Origin of the sequence: Rhodoferax sp. (genome assembly GCF_028714215.1) — a bacterium.
Lineage (GTDB): Bacteria > Pseudomonadota > Gammaproteobacteria > Burkholderiales > Burkholderiaceae_C > Rhodoferax.
The window spans coordinates 134261-157001 of sequence record NZ_JAQTMS010000003.1; the positions used below are offsets into that span (position 1 = coordinate 134261).

Here is a 22741-nt window from a genome sequence, read left to right on the forward strand (position 1 = left end):
CCATGACTGCCTGCAACAAGCTGCTCACAGTACACAATTTGGGCATGCGCTTTGGTGGTATCCAAGCGTTGGCTGAGGTTGACTTCAGTATTGCGGCTGGCTCCATTTCGGCGTTGATTGGTCCCAATGGCGCCGGCAAGACCACGGTATTTAACTGCATCACGGGTTTCTATCCGCCCAGCACTGGCAGCATGCAATTAGCGCTAGAGGGCCGCTCGCAAGACCTGGGACAGCTTTTGTCCTCGCCTTTGTTTGGCGGCTCGCACCGCATTGCACGTATTGGCATTGCCCGTACTTTTCAAAACATCCGCCTGTTTCGCGAAATGACAGTGCTGGAAAATTTGCTGGTGGCCCAGCACCATCAGTTGAATCACAATCTGCTGGCCGGATTTTTTCGCACTCGTGCCTACCGCTCGGCCGAGCATGCAGCGATCGACAACGCCATTGGCTGGCTTGAAGTGGTTGGCTTGCGCGACTGCGCCAATCGTCTGGCAGGTACTTTGCCCTATGGCCACCAGCGACGACTCGAAATTGCACGGGCCATGTGCACTAAGCCTCGACTGATTTGCCTGGACGAACCCGCCGCCGGTCTGAACCCGCACGAAACCGAAGAGTTGGCGGCGCTGATTCGACAATTGCGACAAGAACACGCGGCCACGGTGCTGCTGATCGAGCATGACATGGGCTTGGTGATGGGTATTAGCGATCACATCGTGGTGTTGGATCACGGCAAAGTGATCGCCATGGGTACGGCGCAGGCGGTAGCCAGTTCACCTGCGGTGATCCTGGCGTACCTGGGTGTTGATGAGAGCCAGAATACAGAGGCCTCGGTATGACGACTCCGATTCTTCAAGTTAATAACATCGACGCCTACTATGGGCCGATTCAAGCCCTGCGAGGCGTCTCGCTCGATGTCAACGAAGGCGAAATTGTGGCCTTGATCGGGGCCAACGGAGCCGGCAAATCGACCTTGCTGATGAGCATCTTTGGTCAACCGCGCGTGCGCAGAGGCAGCATTTGCTTTGCCGGCGAAGACATTACCCAGGTTGCCTCGCACAACATCGCCAGACGCGGTTTGTCCCAAGTCCCCGAGGGCCGACATATTTTCCCGGCCATGACGGTCGAAGAAAATCTATTGATGGGAACCGTGCCAATAGGGTTGGACCATGTCGATGCCGACCGCGCGAGCATGTTTACCCTGTTTCCGCGTTTGAAAGAACGTTGCAATCAGCGCGCTGGCACGATGTCAGGTGGCGAGCAACAAATGCTGGCGATTGCGCGCGCGTTGATGGGCCGGCCGCGCATGATTTTGCTTGATGAACCTTCACTGGGCTTGGCCCCCAAGGTAATTGCCGCGGTGTTTGATGCGCTCAAACAAATTGCGGCAAGTGGCAAAACCATTTTTTTGGTTGAACAAAATGCCAACCAGGCGCTGGCTTTGGCGCAGCGCGCTTATGTGCTGGTCAACGGCGCAGTGCGCATGCAGGGTACTGGGGCAGAATTGATGGCGAATCCTGAAGTTCGTCAGGCTTACCTGGGCGGTCATTGACCGCAAACTGACTTTTATGACTACATTTGCTTGGAATAATTGATATGGCAGAACCCTCTGAAGCGATCAGCAGCGAAGCGTTGCTCGGGCAACGCATACGCGCGCAGCGCAACCATCTTGGCTGGACTCTGGAACAAGCCAGTCAGTCGACCAGCTTGGCGCGATCGACCTTGTCAAAAATCGAAAATGGTTTGATGTCGCCGACTTACGACGCGCTGATCAAATTGGCCGCTGGATTAAAAATTGACATCAGCGAATTATTTGAGCCGACCGAAAAAGTTTCAGGCGTTGGTCGACGCAGCATCACGCACAAGGGGACTGGTCAGAGTCACCACACGCCTTTCTATGACCATACCTTGCTGTGCAACGCCATGTCGAACAAAGACATGATCCCGTTCAAAACCAAGATTCTGGCGCGCTCGTTTGATGACTTTGATGATTGGAGCCGCCATACCGGCGAGGAGTTTGTCTACGTGTTGAGCGGTGAAGTCGAGCTGTTCACCGAGTTTTATGAACCCGTGCGGCTGGGTGAGGGCGACGCATGGTATATCGACAGCCGCATGGGACACCGGGTCATCAGTGTCAGCGCAGAGAACGCAGAAGTGCTGTGGGTAAGCACCACCCACCCACGAGAGACCAAAAAGATATAACTTTCACGGCTCAGGATTTCGCCAAAACCTATAACACCAAAATGCAATTCATCTCTAGAGACGAAGTGGCTCGCCTGATGCCGTACGGTCCGCTGATTCAAGCACTGGCCACCGGATTGCTCGAACCCATTGAGTCGCCACCACGCAGTTTCTTCAATCCTAACCACGATGCCAGTTCGGTGCTGATCATGCCGGCCTGGCGACCCAAGCGCATGATGGGCACAAAAATCGTGTCGATCTGGCCAGAAAACAATGCCTTGGGTAAACCCGCCGTATCTGCCATTTATGTGGTCACCTCGTGCCAAGACGGTACCACGCTGGCCGTCATTGATGGGACTGAATTGACCCTGCGCCGCACAGCAGCTACCGCTGCACTGGGGGCACGATTGTTGGCCCGACCCGATAGCAAAAAACTCGTCGTTTTGGGTACGGGGGCGCTCTCGGTGCCGATGGCACTGGCACACCACAGCGTGTTTGATTTGTCTGAAACCATTATTTGGGGCCGCCATCTCGATAAAGCCCAAGCGACGGTTGATCAGTTGGCCAAGCTCGGCATCGCAGCACGCGCCAGCACCGATCTGCAAAGCGCGCTGAGCAGCGCTGACATTGTGGTGGCGGTTACCACGGCGACAGCACCGTTCATCCGCAGCGACTGGGTCAAACCCGGTACCCACCTTGGGTTGATGGGTGCTTTCACCGCCAGCATGGCTGAAGCCGAGCCCCAACTCTTGCCCAAAGTCAGACTTTTCGCCGACTCCCGGGAGGCTGTCTTACAAAAAGGCGGTGAGGTCTTGCAAGCCCTGCGCGCGGGTTTGATTGCCGAGACCGATGTGCGCGGCGAACTCGCCGAGTTGCTTGTCTCTCCAACCCAAACCGTCGGGCGCAATTCAGCGCAGGACGTTACCGTCTTTAAATCTGTCGGTTTCGCCGCGCTCGACTTGATTGCCGCAGAGCATTTGCTGCAAGGCCTAGCCATTTCACCCCGTCTTGCGGCCTGAACCAAACGGCTCAAAGATTGAAGAAAACCATGACGACGACGACAGCCAAAACCTTGCCTTGGAAGTTGGCCCGCCGCACCATCAAGATAGGCCCCTCGGCGATCCGTGAAATTCTGAAAATTACCGAGCGTCCCGGTATCATCAGCTTTGCCGGTGGCCTACCCTCGCCCAAGACTTTCCCGGTGGCTGAATTCGAAGCCGCCTGCGCCAAGGTTTTGCACCATGATGGGCATGCGGCACTGCAATATGCCGCCAGTGAAGGCTTTGGTTCGGTGCGTGACGTGGTGGCAGCGAGGCTACCCTGGCAGGTTGATCCAGCCCAGATTTTGATCACCACCGGTTCGCACAAGTCGCAGCGTGATGCGATGCTTGAAGCACTGGCGCGCGAGATGCCTGCAGGCGATTCAGACTCGACACTCACCTGGAACACGCCCTCAGGTGGCATCTTTGTGTGGGCCTGTTTGCCCAAGGGCATGAACGCCCTGGATTTTTTACCTCATGCAGTGGCACAAGGGGTGGCCTTCGTTCCCGGTGCGCCGTTTTACGCCGAACATGCAGACTCGCGTACTCTGCGTCTGTCTTTTGTTACGCCCAGCGTGGACGAAATCTATCGTGGTGTGGTCGCCCTGGCTGCCGCCTACAAGAACTACGCCGCCGCAGAATGAACGCACGCGCTCTGGCGGCGGCTTTGTTTACGATTGTTGTGTGGGCTTCGCTGGCTCTGCTGGCCGATCGGATGAAGCTGGTGCCACCGCTGTTGAGCGCCGGCTTCGCGCTAATGGTCGGCGGCTTGGTGGGTGCCTGGCAGCGCGGCGCCTGGCGTGCCCCCTTGGGCACCTATGTATTGGGGGTGGGAGGACTGTTTGGCTATCACGCACTGGTGTTCGCCGCGTTCGGCCTGGCCCCAGCGGTAGAAGTCAATCTGCTGCAGTACCTGTGGCCCCTGCTGATCGTGTTGCTGACACCGGTATTCCTGCCCGGCCACCGACTCGGTGTTCACCACATTCTGGGTGCTGTTTTAGGCTGCGGCGGGGCCGCGTTGATTTTGGGCGGTGGGCAAGTCTCTCTGTCAAAACAATACGCGCTGGGCTATCTTTGTGCCATTGTTGCGGCCTTCGTCTGGGCCAGTTATTCCTTGGGTTGCCGCCGACTGGCGGCATTTCCCACTTCGGCGATTGCCGCCTGCTGCTTGTTGGCCGGTGCTGGATCAGTGCTGCTGCATTTGGCCTTGTTCGGCCCAGCAGCGGTTCAGGCTTTAACCGGTGCCAATGTGCTGCTGATTATCGTCATGGGCCTGGGGCCGATGGGAGTGGCCTTCCTGACCTGGGATATTGCACTCAAACACGGCGACCCCCGCGCCGTCGGCGCGCTGGCTTATCTCACGCCACTGCTATCGACGGTGTTGCTAACGCAGGTGAACGGGCACAGCTTCAGTTCACAAACCGGGTTCGCCGCCGCGGCAATTGTGTTGGGCGCCATTCTGGGCAATTTGCGCCTGTCTCTTCGGTCTTTTACTAAATTACCGCACATCAACAAAGTAGGAAAACGATTATGAAAGTTCTGGTTGTCGGCGCCACAGGTGCCGTCGGGAAAGCGGTTGTCAGCGAACTCGCCCAACGCCACGAGGTGATTCAGGCGAGCCGCAGCAGTGTCACGTATCCGGTGGACATTACCCAAGCTGCCAGCATTGGGGCGCTATTCAAAAGAACGGGAAAAATTGACGCCATCGTTGCCACTGTAGGCAGTGTGCACTTTGGTTTATTGAGCGAGATGACCGGGGAGCAGTTTCGAATTGGGATCAACAACAAGCTGATGGGCCAAGTAGAACTGGTCCTACAGGGTCAAAGCCATCTAAACGCCGGCGGCTCAATCACGCTGACCAGCGGCATCATCAGTGACGAGCCGATCCGCATGGGGGCCAATGCCTCTGCGGTGAACCGGGCCATCGAGGGTTTTGTGTGCGGCGCGGCGATTGAATTGCTACGTGGCGTGCGCATCAATGCGGTCAACGCCTCCGTGTTGGTTGAATCTCTGCGGACGTACGCGCCATTTTTCATTGGCTTCGACGCAGTGCCAGCTGCGCGCGTGGCCATGGCCTATGCACGCAGCGTTGATGGGGCAGCTACCGGCCAAATTTACCGGGTGAGATAGGAACCTTTATTGGCAGTCTAAGTGAACGGGCACAGCTTCATTTCGCAAACCCGGTTCGCCGTCGGGGCGATTCTGTCAGGCGCGGTACTGCGCACTCTGCACTCGCTTCTGTCATGGCGCCGGCGCCCTTTTGAATGACTGAATGTCTGCGCCGACGAAAACGCATTGGTCGCGGAAGAATTCGCGCGCGAGAACCTGCGTCGCCTGCGTCTTGCCGCGCCCACCATCGTGCTGCTGAACCCGATGGTCTTTCTCATGGCCGTGTTGACTGACGTGGCGGCCGACGCGCAACAGGCAGGCTGGTCCCCGGCCGTCCTTCTCTGCGAGCTTTTCGCTGGAACCGGATACTTGAAAACCGCCCTCTGCTGGAAATCAATGTGGTGTGATGCCGCACAGTTGTTCCGGGCATTGCTTCCGGTAGCCCAATGACAGCAGTGTGGGCGCGAATTCAATCAATGGGACACCCGGACTCGACCAGTGCCGGGTGCCCACGGGAGGCAGAAACATTTTCACTGTCGAGGTCCCATAAGGCCGTCGCACAATTGATGGCGTCCCTTCGCATTGCTGACACCGGCAGTTGGAAAGGCCGAAACCGGCGTGAGCGACTCCGGATATTCAAATTTTCGGTGCGGCTGGCGGTTCACGATTCAATGCCGATGTTCCAAACGTATCTTGGAGATTCAGCGCAATTCATACTTCTGGCAGAGCCAGCGTCAGGAAGGCAGCTTGAAACCAAATTCACGAAACAATTTGATGCAAGCATCTACCACCTTGGGGTCATATTTCTCCCCGCGGTAGCGTTCGATTTCCTGCAATGCCACATCAATGCCCAAGGCCGGGCGATACGGCCGATTTGAGGCGATCGCTTCTATAACGTCTGCTACCGCGATAATTTTCGATTCGAGCAGAATCTGCTCATCTTTGAGTCCCTGTGGGTAGCCAGAGCCATCTTGCCTTTCGTGATGCTGCAAGACGATGTCGGGGATCGGCCAGGGAAATTTCACGTCCTTCAGAATGTTGTACCCGGCCTTGGGGTGTGTCTGGACCAACATGAACTCAATCTCGCTGAGTCTTCCGGGTTTGGAGAGAATTTCTGCCGGGATTTGTATTTTCCCCAGGTCGTGAATGGTGGCGGCAAGCCGAATGCCTTGGACTTGCTCTTCCGGCAAACCCATTTCGCGCGCGATGGCCACGCCGAGTTGAGCCACCCGCCGTTGGTGGCCGGCAGTGTACGGGTCACGCGATTCGACGGTCGCCGCAATGGCATCAATGGTGGCTTCCAGATTCTGGCGCAAGGCTTCGGTCGACTTTTTGTGGCGTACCGCATTACGCAAACTCCACGTCAGCAGAATGACCAGCAGTGCCAGGAAGACCATGACAATCGGGGCAGCCCAAGCCAAGACGGTTTTGAGATCAATGCCCTTGGTGTCAAAAGACGCTTGAAAGAGTTGGTATTCCGTCAGCGAGATCTTGTAGTAACTCTGCCAGTTTCTGTCCAGATCGGATCCGACACGCGCGCTGTCATCGAAGAATCGCTTCAGCTCTGTAGCCAATGCAGGGCTGGACTTTGGGATGCCCCAACCCACACTGACCGATTCGTCGACGGGAAAGAGAATGGACAACCGGGTTGGATCGGCACGCACCCATTTCAGTGCGCCATCTGTCCCCAGCACCGTGAAATCGGCTTGGGCGTCGGCGACTTGGCGAACGCTGTTCTCGGTGGCGGCATGAACAACCACCACCCGGTTTTGCGCCAACTCCCCAGTGTTGAGTTTCTCCAGCCAAGTGTTGTAGGTCGTGCCATCCTGGACAGCGGCCTTCAACCCACCCAGGTCCGAGGCGGAGTGGATTTTTCCTCTCAGGGCCGAGCGCGCAACAATGACTTTGCGGACCGTGTAATACGGCACGATTTGCATCTTGGACTCGCGCCAGGGTGCGACATGCAGGTCGTTGGGAAAGACATCACAACTGCCGTTGGCTAGCAGGCGAGGTTCGTAACTTGCGTCTTCGACGGTGCGACCTTCCTCGTTGTGGAACTGCTCGTCGAAAGCCGCCAGCGGTATCACAATGGGTTTGACTTGGAGAAAACGTGCAAATGCCTCGCCATTGGCCTGATACAGCGGTGCGCTGGAGCCCGCGACACAGATTCGCAGTTCGCCACTGGCATGAATGTCCTGCAGTGAGCGGGCAGGAGCGGGAAGCGCTGCGGCAGCCAAGACGGCTACTGCCAGCCACCTCATCCAGCCACTGATGGAGCGATGTTGGTTCGGGCTGGTCCTGTGAACCGCCAGGGGCTGAATGTCAAGGTTCATTTGCAAACGAGAACCGCCCCGTGCGCCACAGCGCCAGACAAGCATCCGCCGCAGTTTGGTCGTATTTTTGCCCACGCTGTTGCTCGATTTCGTTCAATGCCTTTTCCAAGGTCAGGCTGGGCCGGAAGGGTCGATGCGACTGCATGGCTTCCACAACATCGGCGACGGCGATGATGCGCGCGCCCAACGCAATCTCGGTGCCCTTGAGTCCCTGTGGGTAGCCAGAACCATCTTGCCTTTCGTGATGCTGCAAGACGATATCGGCAATCGGCCAGGGAAATTTCACGTCCTTCAGGATGTTGTACCCGGCCTTGGGGTGTGTCCGCACCAGCATGAACTCAACGTCGCTGAGTTTTCCGGGTTTGGAGAGAATCTCTGCCGGGATTTGTATTTTCCCGAGGTCGTGAATGGTCGCGGCGAGTTGAATGCCATGGATTTGCTCTTCCGGCAAACCCATCTCAAGTGCGATGGCTGATGCCAGGTCGCTGACGCGCCTTTGATGACCGGCGGTGTAAGGATCGCGTATTTCAACCGTCGACGCGATGGCTTGAATGGATTGCTCCAGACTCTGTCGCAGGATTAGCGCATGTTGCTCGTGTTCGATGCGAGTGCGCAAGTTGATGATGCCGTAGGCCAAGTCATTTGCCAGCTCCTCAAGCAGCCTGACTTCCTCTTCATCAATGGCGATGGATTCGGCAGAATAGATGCTCAAGCCCCCGAAAATCCTGGCACCGTCGGACAGAGGCAGGGCAATATTCGAAACGAAGCCGTGTACCAGCGCGGCGTCTTTCCAGGGGGCGAATGCCGGGTCGCTGGCGATGTCATGGCAAATCTGCGTCGTTCCGTTGCGGATAGCCTTGGCCGCGGGCAACTGGCCATGATCCGTATCGGCCCAGCTGAGATTATCGGCCCAGTAACGAGTGTTATCGAGACCCGACCACGCCATGGGCGTGATGCTCTTGTCCTCATCGTCGTTGCAATAGTCGACCGTGGCCAGGAGGTGTCCGCCTTCCTCAACGATGACGCGCGTGACCTGCTGCAGCAACTCGTCCTCGCTGGCCGCCCGCACCAGCGCCAGATTGCCCGCAGATAGCGTTTTGAGTGCGCGGTTGGCGCGCAGTAGTGCGTATTCCGCACGCTTGCGCTCGGACACATCGCGCACGATCGCCTGGATGAGGACCTCCTTGCCGAAATCCACCCGGTTCAGGCTGACTTCTGCATCAAAGCGCGTTCCATCCAATCGCAGATGCTTCCAGTCGAAGAACTGGGATGTCCCATTCAGGGCAGCGCCGATTTTCTCCAACGCAATATCTTTTGACAGGCGGCCATCGGGTTGGCGCTCTGGAGAAAACTCATACGGCGTATGTCCAATAAAGGACTCCCGATCCGTGCCGTAGAGCGACAGGGCCGACGAATTGCAGTCAATGAATCGCTCATTGCGCATGATAAGAATGGCGTCCCTTGCCGATTCGAACAGTGTTCGGCGGTATGTCTCGGTTGTGCGCAGCTCTTCTTCCGCGCGCTTGCGCTCGGTAATATCCTCATAGACACCGACTACACCATAGGGCGTGTTGGCGGCATCGACGAGTGGAATTTTGGAGGTGTCGACCACAATGCGAGAACCGTCGACCTGTTGGACTGGCTCGATAATATGCAGTCGTGCCTGGTTGGCTGAAATGACGACCGCGTCGTCAGCACGATAGGCCTCAGCCTCTTCCCGGGGCCACGGAAGGTCGAAGTCGGTTTTGCCGACGATTGCATCCGGCGTGGCAATACCAACGTCCTTGGCAAAGGCGGCATTGCAGCCGAGGTAGCTGCCGTGAATATCTTTCCAGAATACGGCTTGGGGGATGGTGTTGAGAATGATCGACTGCCTTGCCTGGCTTTCGATCGCACGTTTGCGGTCGATTGCGAGATTGGTCACCATGCGGGTCATTTGCATCAGCAGATCAATGATGAGTGGGATTTTCTCCGCCTCGACAATGGGGACTTCATGCAGAGCGGCGAGATAATCGTCGACTTCAAAACCGTATGTTTCGGCTTGCTGGCGAAACCAACTCTCGTCAGGCGCTTTGGTCAGGAACTGCCCGATAAAGACGTTGGCAACAGGTTTTCCTTCGATGACGATTGGGGCCGCGCTATCAGTCAGGCCATTTCGGCAGGAATAGATGGCGTAGTTTTTCCCTTCTTTGAGTTGGGTCGCCAACTGCGTGTCACTCTCGAGGCAACGGTCGCACGTCGCAGGATGGACCCGGTGATACTGGGTACAAATGCGCTGCCAGGGGGAAGAAAACAGGACATTTGCGTTGAAATCGATGATGGCGACAGGAATATTGACGAGGTTGTAAAACGACTCGAACAATTTCTGAAAGTCAGTCCCCTTCAACACCTCCTCCAGCATCGCAGACGCTGCCGGCAGTTTTTCGTCATAGCGATACGATGCGGGCTTTCTTTCAAACACAGCAACTTTGTCATTGCCGTCCATCTGCGCCTCCTTGCTTTGTGGGGCTGAGCGACCCTCAATTCGCATCATAATCATAGACCATACCGTTGCCAGAGTAACGCACGACTGTCAGGCACTACTTGTTTGAAGCCTGAAGGATCAGCTGGATTTGTCAGCTAAGGTGGGCCTATGGTTCTCTGAATCACCGCTTCTGGCCGTGACTCGCGCCGACCGATCAGCTCGGGTGACTCTTCACTCTGCGTTACTGTCAACTGCGTGTCCGCCGCCAGCATCAGCAATGCGGTCTGGCCGCCGCCAACTGGGCGGCAGCTTTGCGGAGAACCAAGAGGCCAACTAACCAACGTGCCAAACACATCCAACATGAGCGGCGCAGCGCAAGCCAAGTTTCCGCGTGACCGCTGTCCAACATTTCACCATGCTAGAGTCCCCGCATAACTCTGATCGTTGGGGCCATGTCGATTTTTCCCGCTTCCATGCGCTGGCTGTTCCTCTTGCTGTTCGCTCTTGTGAGCCTCGCGACGAATGCCGCGCCGGCGCCGACGTCGATCCGCGTGGTCCTTGACGACAACTATCCACCGTACATCTTTCGCGATTCCAACGGACAGATACAGGGCATACTGAAAGACCTGTGGGACTTGTGGCAGCAGCGCACCGGAATAGTGGTGGACTTTCGACCCATGGATTGGGCCAAAGCCCGGGCCACCATGGAAAGCGGCCAGTCGGATGTCATCGACACCCTGTTCGAGACCGAGGAACGACGAAAGATCTATGATTTTTCCAAGCCCTACGCAACGATAGAAGTTCCGCTCTTCTTCCATCAAAGCGTCAGTGGCATCAAGGACGCGGCCTCAATCAAAGGCTTCACCGTTGGCGTCAAGGATGGCGATGCCTGTATCGACTACCTGCTGGCGCAGGGCATTGACGACCTCAAACGCTATCCAAGTTACGAGGCCGAAGTCAAGGCCGCGATCCGGCGGGAAGTGCGTGTGCTGTGTATCGACACGCCTCCGGCCGTCTACTTTTTCAACCGCGAGAGGGCGGCCGATGAGTTTCGTCATTCTCCCGCGCTTTATGTGGGCCAATTCCACTGGGCGGTGGCCAAGGGCAGGGCTGATCTGAAACAGCTGGTCGAGGACGGTTTTTCACGCATCAGCCCGAGAGAACGCGCGGCCATCGAGACCCGCTGGCTAGGTACAAAACTCGGCGGCGGCGTCTGGAACGGCGTCGGTCGCTACGGCGGCTTTGTTCTTGTCGCGGTATTTCTGATCATTGTTGCCCTGTTCGCCTGGAATTGGACACTGCGTCGGCGCGTCGCCAGGCGCACGGCGGAGTTTGAGTTGGCAAACAGCGAAATAAGGCAAGACCATCAATTGCAGGTAGCCCTGCATGAAATCTCCGAGACCTCCCACGCCGCACACGACTTGCCGGATCTGCTCAAGGCGATTCATGAAATCATTGCGAAGTTCATGCCGGCCGACAACTTCTTCGTGGCTCTCCATGATCAGGCCAAGCAAGAGATCAGTTTTCCCTATTTTGTCGACGAGCACGATCCGGTGCCATCACCGCGCAAGATCGGGCAAGGCGGGCTCACGGAGGCCGTGCTGAAAACTGGCGAGCCCTTGCTGCTGACTCAAGAGCTGATCAAATCCGGGGGCCAGACCACGCCGTCGGTTGTTGGCACGCAATCGGTTGATTGGCTGGGTGTGCCACTCAAAATCGGCCCGCGCACGATAGGCGTGCTGGCCGTGCAAAGCTATTCGGGCTTGGTGCGTTATACGGACAAGGACAAAAAACTGCTGGGCTTCGTGTCGGATCAAGTGGCCATGACGATCCAGCGCAAGCAGGCGGAAAGTGCCAGTTATGAGAGTGCCGACCAGCTTCGGCTGATTTACGACACCGCCAATGTGGCCATCTTCAATCTGGATACCAACGGTGTCATCACCCACGCCAACCGATACATGGCGGAGATGTTCGCTTGTTCGCTGGATGCGCTGATTGGCAGCGAATATGTGATGCGCCTGCCCGCCACGGAAAGAGCCGCCGCCAAGGAGAGAATGCTGGCCCTCTTCTTGGGCAATGACCCCGGCGGCATCGATCTGGAAAGACGCTACTTGCGCCATGACGGCAGCGAATTCTGGGGCCACGTAAGGGGCCGGAAAAAGTTTGACGCCGAGGGCAAGCTGATGGGCCAGGTGGCGGTCATTGTGGACATCACCGAGCGAAAACAGGCCGAGAGCCAGATCCAGAGTCTGGCCTACTCCGACCCCTTGACCGGCTTGCCCAACCGCAGGCTGCTGACGGACCGGTTGGAACACGCCATGGCCATCGCCGCCCGTCACGGCCACCACGACGCGCTGCTGTTCATTGATCTGGACGACTTCAAAACCCTCAACGACACCCTGGGCCATGACAAAGGCGATCTGCTGCTCAAGCAGATCGCGCAACGACTGACATCCTGCGTGCGCGAGGGTGACTTGGTGGCGCGGCTGGGCGGTGACGAATTCGTTGTGCTGCTGGAAGATTTGGACAGCGATGCGCAACAGGCTGCCGGCCAGGCACAGGTTGTGGCTGGAAAAATCCAGGCCACCCTGGGTCACCCCTATCAACTCGAAGGTCACGGGCACCATAGCAGCGCCAGCCTCGGCGTCACCTTGTTCGGCGGCGCACAACGGGAAAACATCGAAGAGCCCATGAAACGTGCCGAATTGGCCATGTACCAGGCCAAGGCGGCTGGACGCAACACCTTGCGCTTCTTCGTGCCCGAGATGCGCGCCGCGATCCGGATTCGGGCGGCACTGGAAGCAGATTTGCGTGAGGCAGTGACCGGTGCTCAGTTTCTTCTGTATTACCAGCCCCAGGTGGGACGCGATGCCCGCCTGTGCGGGGTAGAGGCGCTGGTGCGCTGGCCGCATCCCGAGCGTGGCCTGGTGCCCCCTTGCGAATTCATTCCGGTCGCCGAGGCCAGCGGCTTGATCCTGCCCCTGGGCCGTTGGGTGCTGAAAGCCGCCTGCCAACAGCTGGCCCTATGGACCGCGCGGCCCGGGTTGGCGCAACTGGTCATGGCAGTGAATGTCAGTGCCCGTGAGTTCAGACAGGCGGATTTTGTTGAAGAGGTGCTGAGCATCCTGGAAGCGACCGGTGTCAGGCCCGAACGTCTCAAACTCGAACTCACCGAGAGCGTTCTGGTGGACAACGTGGAAGACATCATTGTCAAGATGAGCGCGCTCAAAGCCAAGGGGGTGGGATTCTCGCTCGATGACTTTGGTACCGGCTATTCGTCCCTGAGCTACCTCAAACGCCTGCCACTGGATCAGCTCAAGATCGACCAGAGCTTTGTCAGGGACATCCTCACCGATCCCAATGACGCCGCGATTGCCAAGATGGTGGTTGCACTGGCTGACAGTTTGGGACTGGGGGTCATTGCCGAAGGAGTCGAATCCGTGGCCCAGAGAGACTTCCTGGCAAATCTGGGCTGCCACAACTACCAGGGTTTCTTGTACAGCAGACCCCTGCCGATCGATGAGTTTGAGATATTTGCAATAGGAACTTGAAGCCGATCCCTACCCCAGGCCGATCGGTGCCGGGGCCCGCGACACGATGCGGGTGAACAGTTGGTCGTAGGCCGGGTCGCGCGGGTATTTTCCGGTCAGGGGATCGCAATTGGTGGCAAAAGCGGCGTCCAGCTCTTGCCAATCGGCAGCGCTCAGCACCTTCAAGGCGGCCGGCAGGATCACCGTTTCTTCCAACCGCAGGTGTTCCAGATAAAAAGCAAGGTAGCGCTTGGCCGCTGCGGCAAAGGCGGCGCGTCTGGATTCACCCAGCAACTGCCAGGCCAGCAACAGGTGTTGCAGCTCGCGCACCGCCGCTTCGCCGCTGGCGTGCTCCTGGTCCAGCCGGGCAATCAGCGCCTGCGTCTCAGGCACCAGGCGGGCAACGCGGGGGAACAGCAGCTCCGACTCTTTCGGATGATGTTGACGTTCGGGAAACTCGTCGATATAAAACAGCATGGCGCGCAGCGCGTCGAAGTAGTTTTCAGGCTCGTTGCCAGCGCCCCGCTCCAGCATCATTTCAAGGGAGCGCAACAGCGCCGCCAGCACGGCGTGCTCGTCGCGAATGATCTGAATGCTCTGGTGCAGCATGGGGCGTCTCCGGTAAGTGGGATGGTGCGCTTCAGTGGCCGAAATCGAGTGGCAGGCCGACGTAGTTCTCGGCGATGGTGCGCGAGCCCGCCTCACTGTGGATCAGGTAGTCGAGTTCGGCTTCCTGAAACTTGGCTGTGATGGCGCCGTCGTCCGGAAAGCGGTGCATCAACTGGGTGAACCACCAGGAAAAACGCTCGCCCTTCCAGATGCGTTTCAGGCAGCGCTCCGAGTAGCTGTCTATGCCCCTCTCGCTGTGGTCCCGGTAGAACTCGATAATGGCGCTGGACAGGTATTTGACGTCCGTGGCGGCCAGGTTCAGGCCCTTGGCGCCGGTCGGCGGCACGATGTGGCCGGCGTCGCCGGCCAGAAACATGCGGCCAAAGCGCAGCGGCTCGGTGATGAAGCTGCGCAGCGGGGCAATGCTTTTTTCAATGGACGGTCCGGTGATCAATTTGTCGCGGCCCTCGCCGTCCAGGCGCAGGCTCAGTTCCTGCCAGAAGGCTTCGTCGGTCCACTCCTCCACCTTGTCGGTCAGCGGCACTTGCAGGTAGTAGCGGCTGCGCGTTTTGCTGCGCTGCGAACACAGGGCGAAGCCGCGCGGGCTGTTGACGTAGATGAGTTCGTCGTGCACCGGCGGCGTATCGGACAGCAGGCCCAGCCAGCCGAATGGGTAAACCTTCTCGAACTCGGTGATCGCGCTGCGTGGCGCACTGGCACGGCAGACGCCGTGAAAGCCGTCGCAGCCGGCGATGAAGTCGCATTCGATCTCGAACTTCTGGCCATCTTTTTCGTAGGTGACGCGCGGCTTTTTGGAATCAAAGTCATGCACGGCGACGTTGCCGGCTTCATAGACCGTGGGCAGACCGGCGGCAGCACGTGCCTCCATCAAATCCCGGGTGAGTTCGGTCTGGCCGTAGACCATCACATTTTTTCCGCCGGTGAGCCGGTTCAGGTCGATGCGGTGGCGTTGCCCCATGTAGAGCATCTCGATGCCGCCGTGCACCAGGCCTTCCTTGTGCATGCGCTGGCCGACGCCCGCTTCATCCAGCAGATCGATGCAGACCTGCTCCAGAATGCCGGCGCGGATGCGGGTCAGCACATGGTCCCCGGTCTGGCGCTCCAGGATGATGGCGGCTATGCCGGCCTTGTGCAGCAGTTGGCCCAGCAGCAGACCGGACGGGCCGGCGCCTATGATGGCAACTTGGGTTCGCATGGTGGCTCCTTTTACAAGTGGTTCTATTTGAGCGTGGCAGGCACGGTCTGCAAGGCGATCAGACGGTCGGCAAACTGTTGCCAACTGGCGTCCTTGGGCAAGCCGTCAAACACGCCGGCAGCGCTTTGCCGGGCCACCCAATCGTGTTTCTCGGCGATGGCGGCGGCCATCCAGGGCGCGAAGCCGGCCTCGCGCACGGTATTGGCGGCTTCCCGCATTTCCTCGGCGCGCCGCTTGCCGTGCTGCGCCACGCGGCTGAAAAAATAAGCGCCTTGTTTCTCCCAGTCGATGGACGGAAAAGTCTCGGCCAGCGTCGGAATCATGTGTTGCTCGACGCCGTATTTTCTGGCCGTGGTGTAGCTTTCAATGACCAGCGCTTCCAGCCCCTTGATCATCACGCTGCGGCACATCTTGATGGCGGAGGCGACGCCAATTTCGGTTGCGATGGGCTTGGCGTTCATGCCAAAGCCAATCAACTTTTCCGCTAGCGCCTGGGCTCGCGCACCACCCAGCAGCATGGGCACGCGAATGCCGTAGGGTGGTACCGAGGTCATGACGCCGGCTTCCACGTAATGGGCGCCGGCCGCGGCCACGACTTGCGCGGCCTGTTGCTTGGTGCCTGGCGAGGCCGAGTTGAGGTCCAGAAAATGGGCGCCGGGGCGAATGTGTTTTGCAGCCTGCTGCGCCACCATCAACGTGTTGGAAGCGGTGACGGCCGAGATCACAAAATCTGCTTTTTCACACAGCGCTTGCATCGATGCGCAGGCTTGCACGCCGGCCCGGGCGGCATGGGCCAGCTCAGCATCCCGCGCCGACGGGTCATCGAACTTGAGGTCCCAGGCACTGACACTGAGCACGCTGCTCTTCATCCCGGCCGTAAAGATCTTGCCGACCTCGCCGTAGCCGACCATGCCCATGTGTTCCAGTTTCATAGTGCGCTCTCCTGACAATAACGATAAATGTTTTGGGCCTCGGCTAGCGTGCCACGCCCAGCAGTTTGTCGAGCCGCTCGGGTTGCTCCTGCAGGCTGAGCGCGCTGCCCGAATAGACCAGGGTACCGCGCTCCAGCACGGCGGCGCTGTCGGAGATCGCCAGAATCGCCTGCGGGTGTTGCTCGACGATGATGGCCGACAAGCCCTCGTCGCGGGTGATGCGCCGGATGGCGCGCAGCAATTCCTGCACGATGATCGGCGCCAGGCCCTCGCACGGTTCGTCCAGCAGCAGCAGCGTAGGGTTGAGCACCAGGGCCCGGCCCAGCGCCAGCATCTGCTGCTCGCCACCCGACAATTGCGTACCCAGGTTGGTCTTGCGTTCCGCCAGTCGTGGAAAGAGCTGGTAGACACGCGCCGGTGTCCAGGGACTGGAAGCGCGACCGCTGCGTGCCGGTCGCGCCACCGCCGTCAGGTTTTCGTGCACCGTCAGCGACTTGAAAATATTGCGCTCCTGCGGCACCCAGCCAATACCCGCTGCGGCCCGCTCGTGCGACGGCATCTTGTGCAAGGCAGCGCCGCCCAGATGGATGCTGCCGGCATGCTGGCGCGTGGCACCGGCCAGCGTGTTGATGAAGGTCGTCTTGCCGGTGCCGTTGCGCCCCAGCAAAGCCAGCGTCTGGCCCTCGCCCAGCGTCAGCGACAGGTCGTGCAGCACCACGGCTTCACCATAACCAGCGCTCAAGTCCTGGACTTTCAACAGATCCGTCATTGCGCTTCGTCCCGCGTTGCGCCTGCTACTTCCATCGCATCGTTGATCTCGTCGCCATGCCCCAGGTACACCGCCTTGACGCGCGAGTCGCTGGCAATCTCATCCGGATCGCCTTCCGTCAGCACGGTGCCGTTGACCAGCACGGTCATGCGCTTGGCGAAGCTGAACACCAGGTCCATGTCGTGCTCTATCAGCAAAATCGACACCTCGGCTGGCAGTGCCGCCACCGTTTGCAGCAACTCCTCGCGCTCGCCCGCCGGCACGCCCGCCACCGGCTCGTCCAGCAGCAGCACGCGCGGCTGGCAGGCCAGCGCAATGGCGATCTCCAGCAGCCGCCGTTTGCCGTAGGCCAGGACCCGGGTTGGCTGCGCCATCTGTGCCGTCAGGTGAAACTGTTCCAGCAACTGCTCAGAGCGCTCGGTCACATCCCGGCGCGCACCCAGCGCCTGCCACCATTTGCCGCCCAGGCCTTGCTGCTGCGACACCGTCATGGCCAGCGTTTCGAGTGGCGTCAGCGAGTCGAACAACTGGTTGATCTGAAAGGTGCGCACCATGCCGCGGCGCACCCGCTGGTACGGTGCCAACCGGGTGATGTCCTGCCCTTCCAGAAAGATTTTCCCCTCGGTCGGTTGCAGCACGCCGGTCAGCAAGTTGATGAGCGTGGTCTTGCCGGCGCCGTTGGGGCCTATCAAGGCATGGCGCGCACCCTTCTGGAGATCGAGCGTGACCTTGTTGGTGGCCGTGATGCCGCCAAATTTCATCACCAGGCCTTGCGCCGACAACACGCTGTCGGTCACTGGAGTACCTTCGCCCTGCGGGCTGCGGTGCGAGCTTGCTTGGGAACGGCCCGGCGCGGCGCTCATGCCTGACTCCCGTGCGAAGGCCGCTTGAACCAGTTCCAGGGGCGTATCAGGCGCTCGCGCCCGACCAGCACCAGCAGCACCAAAAACAAGCCGATCCAGAAGGTCCAATACTGCGGCGTGATGCTGGCGACGGCATCCTGCATCAGCTTGAACACAATGGCCCCGGCGACACCGCCGTACAACCAGCCGACGCCGCCGATCACCAGGATCAGCATCACGTCGGCGGAGCGGTGAAACTCGAACACGTCCAGTGACGCAAAGCCGGTAGTCTGTGCCAGCAAGGCGCCGGCGGCGCCGGCCAGGGCCGCCGCCACGGTGTAGACCACGGCCAGACGACGTCCCACCGGAATGCCGATGGCCATGGCGCGCAGCCGGTTGTCGCGTATCGCCTTGAGCGTGGCGCCAAACGGCGAGTTGACAAAACGCCGCGCCAGCACAAACACCAGCAGCAGCACGCTGAGCGAATACCAGGCCGCCGTGCGTCCGCTCAAATCGAATTCAAAGCGGCCCAGCAGCGGTCCCATCACCACGCCTTGCAAACCGTCGGCGCCGCCGGTCAGCCAGTCCAGTTTGTTGGCCAGCTCCATCAGAATCAGACCGACACCCAGCGTCACCATCAGCCGCGTCAGATCGGTGCCGCGCAGAATGGTGGCACTGCACAGGGCGCCCAGCAGACCGGCCGCCGCCACGCCAACCGCCAGACCCAGCAGCGGATCAGGCAGCACCAGCTTGGCAAACAACGCCGCCGCATAAGCGCCCATGCCAAAGAAGGCGGCGTGCCCCAGCGAGACGATGCCGGTGTAGCCCAGAATCAGGTCCAGCGACAGCGCGAACAGAGCGACGATGGCAATCTCGTTGATGATCAGCGCATGGCTGGACAACAGCAGCGGCGAGGCCAGCGCCAGCAGGCACAGCGGAACCTCCCAGAGCTTCCAGCGACCACTCCTGAGCAGTTGGTTTTGCGCTTTCGTCATCACTTGCCTCCCTGGCGCACGAACAGGCCTTGCGGGCGCCAGACCAGGATCACGATCATCAGGCTGTAGACGATGAAGCCACCCATCTTGGGGATGTAGTACTTGCCCGCCACATCGGCAATGCCCAGCAGCAGTGCCGCCAGCAGCGGCCCGGTGATGCTGGAGGTGCCGCCCACCGCCACCACGATCAGGAAGTAAATCATGTATTTCAGCGGAAAACTGGGGTCCAGCCCCAGCACCTCGGCGCCCAGCGCACCGCCCAGCCCGGCCAGCCCCGAGCCGACCGCGAAAGTGCCCAGGAACACCCAGTTGACATTGATGCCCATCCCGGCCGCCACGCGTTGATCGTCGACCGAGGCACGCAGGCGGCAACCGAAACGGGTCTTTGCCAGCACGTACTGCAAGCCCAGCGTGAGCGCGGCGCAGACCGCGATGATGAACAGGCGGTAATGGCCCATGCCCAGCATCCAGGCGCCCTGCCCCAGTTCGGTCCGGCCTTTCAGCCATTCGGGCAGTTGAATGATTTGCTGGCTGGAGCCAATGAAATAGTCGGCGCTGGCCACCGCCATGAAGGTCAGGCCGATGGAAAACAGCACCTGGTCCAGGTGCGGCTTGTGGTACAGCGGACGGTACAGCGTGCGCTCCAGCACACCGCCCAGCAGCGCCGAGCCAAGAAAAGCCAGCGGCAGGCACAGCAGAAAAGGCACGCCAAATTTCTGCATCAGCAGCACCGTGATGTAGCCGCCCACCATGGCAAAGGCGCCGTGCGCCAGGTTGATGAAATTCATCAAGCCCATGGTCACGGCCAGGCCAACCGCCAGAATGAACAGCAGCATGCCGTAGGCGATACCGTCAAAGAGGATGGTCAGCATGGTTCTGAAATGGGTGCCACAAATTTACCGCTGGGCGTAGTGATTGTGCAATGCGACCGGGCTTTGGGGTGAAAAGCGCGGCCACAGTGGTGGTTCAAACATGACAAGCAGGGCGTGTGCTTTCACCCCAAAACCGCACGCGCATTGCGCAGTCGCTGCGCCCCGCGTTCACAGACGGCTACTTTGTCTTGCCCGGATCCTTGACGTCCTTGATAACGTCGAATTCCACGTTGTAGAGCTGACCGTTTTGCTTCTCGACCTTGCGCAGGTAGATGTTGTGCACCACGTCACGGGTTTGCGCATCGATGAACATGGGGCCGCGCGGGCTCTCGAAAATCTGCCCCTTCATGGCCGCCAGCAAGGCATCGCCGCCGCCCTGCCCCTTGGTCGCCCGCAGCGCCTCGTAAATCACGCGCATGCCGTCGTAGCCGCCGACCGCCATGAAGTTGGGGCGCATGCCTTTGTTGGCCTTGCCGAAGGCCTCGACAAACTTCTTGTTCAAGGCCGACGGGTGCGCCGCCGAGTAGTGGTGCGAGGTGACCACGCCCAGGGCGCCATCGCCCATGTCGTTGAGCTGGTCGTCGTCGGTCACGTCGCCGGTGCCTATGAGCTTGATGCCGGCCTTGTCCATGCCGCGCTCCAGGAACTGCTTCATGACGGCGGCGCCGGCGCCCGAGGGCACGAAGACGAACAAGGCGTCCGGTTTCAGATCGCGCACCTTCTGCAGGAAGGGGGCGAAATCGGGGTTGCGCATGGGCACCCGCAGCGACTCCGGCACCTGGCCACCGTTGAAGATGAATCGCTCCTTGAAGTATTTTTCGGCGTCGATGCCGGGGCCGTAGTCGCTGACCAGGGTCACCACTTTCTTGATGCCGTTTTTGGGCGCCCAGTCGCCCATGGCGACGGCCGCCTGCGCCAGCGTGAAGCTGGTGCGCACCACGTAGGGTGAGGCCTGCGTGATGCTGCTGGTGGCGGCCGCCATCACCACCATGGGGGTTTTGGACTGGGTCGCAATCGGTGCCGTGGCGAAGGCCGAGGGCGTGATGCCGAAGCCGGCCAGCACGTTCACCTTGTCCTTCACCACCAGCTCTTGCGCCAGCCGTTTGGTCACGTCCGGGATGCTGGTGTCGTCCTTGACGATGAGCTCGATCTTCTTGCCGGCGACAGTGTCGCCGTTCTGCGCCATGTAGAGCCGGGCTGCCGCTTCGATCTGGCGTCCGGTGGTGGCTTGCTGCCCGGTCATGGGCAGAATCAGGCCGATCTTGAACTTGTTGTCCTGAGCCATGGAACTGGCAGCGGCCAGCGCCGCGAGCGTCAGCGCGGTGGCTTGAAGGAACCGTCTCTTTTGCATGTTATGTCTCCTCGGGAATGATCGAATTCGAAAGCGTGCGCTACTGTGACGGCAAAATCAGCCTGCTGCAATAGCGATTTCCGACTGTTTGTTATAACGATTTGAAATAGCTGAAATCAGCGGATTTGCGCCGGACTTGTCATACCATTTCGCGGGTACGTCAACCAAACATCGGAGATCGCCATGTCCCAGCCCGCCGCCAAACTGCCCGCCCACTACGACCATGTAGGCAGCTTTTTGCGTCCCCAATACCTGCTGGAAGCGCGTGCGCAAAAAGCCGGCGGCAGTATCAGCCCGGAGCAATTGCGCCGGGTGGAAGACCAGGCCATCAGCGAGATCGTCAAGTTTCAGGAAGACGTGGGCTTGAAGAGCATCACCGACGGCGAGTTCCGCCGCACCTACTTTCACATCGACTTTCTGGAGCAGATGGGCGGCGTCAAGACCGACATCCCGGTGACCATCCAAAGGCCCGACGGGACGCAGGAACTGGCGCCGCCGGTGATGCGCGTGATCGACAAGGTGCGCCACGTCAAAGACATCCAGTTGGCTGATTTTCAGTACCTCAAGAGCCAGGTCAGCAGCGGCAACACGCCCAAGGTCACCATCCCCTCGCCCACCATGCTGCACTTTCGCGGCGGGCGCGCGGGCATCAGCCAGCAGCATTACCCGGAGCTGGACCCCGATTTTTACCAGGACGTGGCCAACGCCTACGGCGACGAGTTGCGCAGCCTGGCCGCCGCCGGTTGCAGCTATGTGCAGATGGACGACACCAACCTGGCCTACCTGTGTGACGAGAAGATGCGCGAGGCGGCGCGCCAGCGCGGCGACGACCCCAACGAGTTGCCGCACCGCTACGCCAAATTCATCAACCTGGTGGTGGCGCAAAAACCGCCCGGCATGCTGCTGGCGATGCACTTGTGCCGCGGCAATTTCAAAAGCACGCACGCCGCCAGTGGCAACTACGAGCCGGTGGCCGAAGCGCTGCTCAAGGAGATGAACCTGGACGCCTACTTCATGGAGTACGACGACGTGCGCAGCGGCGACTTCAAACCGCTGCGCTACCTGCCCAAAGGCAAGACCGTGGTGCTGGGCCTGGTCACCACAAAGTTCGGTGCGCTGGAAAGCAAGGACGACTTGAAGTCCCGCATCGACCAGGCCGCGCGCTACGCACCGCTGGAGCAGTTGGCGCTGTCACCGCAGTGCGGCTTTAGCAGCACGGTGCACGGCAACGACATTGCGGTGGAGGCGCAACGCGCCAAGCTGCGACTGGTGGTGGAGACGGCGCGCGAGGTCTGGGGCGATCACTGATCTGGGTCTGCCCTCACCGGGGCTGTAGCGCGCAAACGGGGGACTGGGGCGGATCGCCATCCCAAAAAAGCATACCTGCTAGAGGTCCATCCACATTGCGCTTGGCTGGGGCGATCGTCAGAATCCCGGTCATTGGCGATGCTTCAATCGGGTCGACAAACGGCAGGGAGTTGCGGTTGGGGCAAGCACCGAA

Annotated in this window: 20 protein-coding genes; 10 read left to right on the forward strand and 10 right to left on the reverse strand. The window is 59.7% G+C overall.

Annotated elements, in window-relative coordinates:
* Positions 1-2: 2 nt before the first annotated feature.
* The 8 genes from PHS32_RS02540 (at position 3) to PHS32_RS02575 (ending at position 5777) form a co-directional block, all read left to right on the forward strand.
* On the forward strand, positions 3-836 hold the full coding sequence (locus tag PHS32_RS02540) for an ATP-binding cassette domain-containing protein (protein ID WP_301077214.1): 834 nt from the start codon (positions 3-5) through the stop codon (positions 834-836).
* Positions 837-844: 8 nt separating this feature from the next.
* Positions 845-1549, forward strand: coding sequence for an ABC transporter ATP-binding protein (locus tag PHS32_RS02545; protein ID WP_301077256.1), 705 nt, complete (start codon positions 845-847; stop codon positions 1547-1549).
* 44 nt (positions 1550-1593) lie between these two features.
* Complete coding sequence (locus tag PHS32_RS02550; RefSeq protein WP_301077215.1) at positions 1594-2199, forward strand: XRE family transcriptional regulator; 606 nt, start codon at positions 1594-1596, stop codon at positions 2197-2199.
* Positions 2200-2240: 41 nt separating this feature from the next.
* Positions 2241-3197: an ornithine cyclodeaminase family protein gene (locus PHS32_RS02555; protein WP_301077216.1), complete on the forward strand. Its 957-nt coding sequence runs from the start codon at positions 2241-2243 to the stop codon at positions 3195-3197.
* A gap of 29 nt (positions 3198-3226) precedes the next feature.
* The gene (locus tag PHS32_RS02560; protein ID WP_301077217.1) at positions 3227-3862 is read left to right on the forward strand and encodes a hypothetical protein; all 636 of its coding nucleotides are present in this window, start codon (positions 3227-3229) and stop codon (positions 3860-3862) included.
* The gene (locus PHS32_RS02565) at positions 3859-4752 is read left to right on the forward strand and encodes a DMT family transporter (RefSeq protein ID WP_301077218.1); all 894 of its coding nucleotides are present in this window, start codon (positions 3859-3861) and stop codon (positions 4750-4752) included. Before PHS32_RS02560 ends, PHS32_RS02565 begins: the two co-directional genes overlap by 4 nt.
* Positions 4749-5348, forward strand: coding sequence for a short chain dehydrogenase (locus tag PHS32_RS02570; RefSeq protein WP_301077219.1), 600 nt, complete (start codon positions 4749-4751; stop codon positions 5346-5348). Before PHS32_RS02565 ends, PHS32_RS02570 begins: the two co-directional genes overlap by 4 nt.
* Positions 5349-5513: 165 nt before the next feature.
* Positions 5514-5777 carry a hypothetical protein gene (locus PHS32_RS02575; protein WP_301077220.1) on the forward strand — a complete coding sequence of 88 codons (264 nt, stop codon included), beginning with the start codon at positions 5514-5516 and terminating at the stop codon, positions 5775-5777.
* Between the two features lie 284 nt (positions 5778-6061).
* Here the strand turns inward: PHS32_RS02575 and PHS32_RS02580 are convergent, their stop codons facing one another.
* Both PHS32_RS02580 and PHS32_RS02585 read right to left on the reverse strand, forming a co-directional pair.
* Positions 6062-7660: an HD domain-containing phosphohydrolase gene (locus PHS32_RS02580; protein ID WP_301077221.1), complete on the reverse strand. Its 1599-nt coding sequence runs from the start codon at positions 7658-7660 to the stop codon at positions 6062-6064.
* Positions 7650-10145, reverse strand: a complete 2496-nt coding sequence (locus tag PHS32_RS02585) for a PocR ligand-binding domain-containing protein (RefSeq protein ID WP_301077222.1) — start codon at positions 10143-10145, stop codon at positions 7650-7652. The genes PHS32_RS02580 and PHS32_RS02585 overlap by 11 nt, the downstream gene beginning before the upstream one ends.
* Positions 10146-10576: 431 nt before the next feature.
* On the opposite strand from PHS32_RS02585, the gene PHS32_RS02590 reads away from it, so the two are divergent.
* Positions 10577-13675, forward strand: coding sequence for an EAL domain-containing protein (locus PHS32_RS02590; RefSeq protein ID WP_301077223.1), 3099 nt, complete (start codon positions 10577-10579; stop codon positions 13673-13675).
* A gap of 9 nt (positions 13676-13684) precedes the next feature.
* Here PHS32_RS02590 and PHS32_RS02595 read toward each other — a convergent pair whose 3' ends face one another.
* The 8 genes from PHS32_RS02595 to PHS32_RS02630 form a co-directional block, all read right to left on the reverse strand.
* The gene (locus tag PHS32_RS02595; protein ID WP_301077224.1) at positions 13685-14263 is read right to left on the reverse strand and encodes a hemerythrin domain-containing protein; all 579 of its coding nucleotides are present in this window, start codon (positions 14261-14263) and stop codon (positions 13685-13687) included.
* A gap of 31 nt (positions 14264-14294) precedes the next feature.
* Positions 14295-15479: a 4-hydroxybenzoate 3-monooxygenase gene (gene pobA / locus PHS32_RS02600; RefSeq protein ID WP_301077225.1), complete on the reverse strand. Its 1185-nt coding sequence runs from the start codon at positions 15477-15479 to the stop codon at positions 14295-14297.
* A 23-nt stretch (positions 15480-15502) separates the two neighbouring features.
* A complete protein-coding gene (locus PHS32_RS02605) occupies positions 15503-16411 on the reverse strand; it encodes an NAD(P)-dependent oxidoreductase (protein ID WP_301077226.1) in 909 nt (302 codons plus the stop codon).
* A gap of 43 nt (positions 16412-16454) precedes the next feature.
* Positions 16455-17180 (reverse strand): ABC transporter ATP-binding protein, encoded by a 726-nt coding sequence (locus tag PHS32_RS02610; RefSeq protein ID WP_301077227.1) that lies wholly within the window; start codon positions 17178-17180, stop codon positions 16455-16457.
* Positions 17177-17941, reverse strand: coding sequence for an ABC transporter ATP-binding protein (locus PHS32_RS02615; RefSeq protein WP_301077257.1), 765 nt, complete (start codon positions 17939-17941; stop codon positions 17177-17179). The genes PHS32_RS02610 and PHS32_RS02615 overlap by 4 nt, the downstream gene beginning before the upstream one ends.
* A 98-nt stretch (positions 17942-18039) precedes the next feature.
* Entirely contained in the window at positions 18040-19017 is a 978-nt protein-coding gene (locus PHS32_RS02620; RefSeq protein WP_301077228.1) for a branched-chain amino acid ABC transporter permease, read from the reverse strand.
* Positions 19017-19889, reverse strand: coding sequence for a branched-chain amino acid ABC transporter permease (locus PHS32_RS02625; protein ID WP_301077229.1), 873 nt, complete (start codon positions 19887-19889; stop codon positions 19017-19019). The genes PHS32_RS02620 and PHS32_RS02625 overlap by 1 nt, the downstream gene beginning before the upstream one ends.
* A 178-nt stretch (positions 19890-20067) precedes the next feature.
* On the reverse strand, positions 20068-21240 hold the full coding sequence (locus PHS32_RS02630; RefSeq protein ID WP_301077230.1) for an ABC transporter substrate-binding protein: 1173 nt from the start codon (positions 21238-21240) through the stop codon (positions 20068-20070).
* A gap of 183 nt (positions 21241-21423) precedes the next feature.
* On the opposite strand from PHS32_RS02630, the gene PHS32_RS02635 reads away from it, so the two are divergent.
* The gene (locus tag PHS32_RS02635; protein ID WP_301077231.1) at positions 21424-22548 is read left to right on the forward strand and encodes a 5-methyltetrahydropteroyltriglutamate--homocysteine S-methyltransferase; all 1125 of its coding nucleotides are present in this window, start codon (positions 21424-21426) and stop codon (positions 22546-22548) included.
* Positions 22549-22741: the final 193 nt, after the last annotated feature.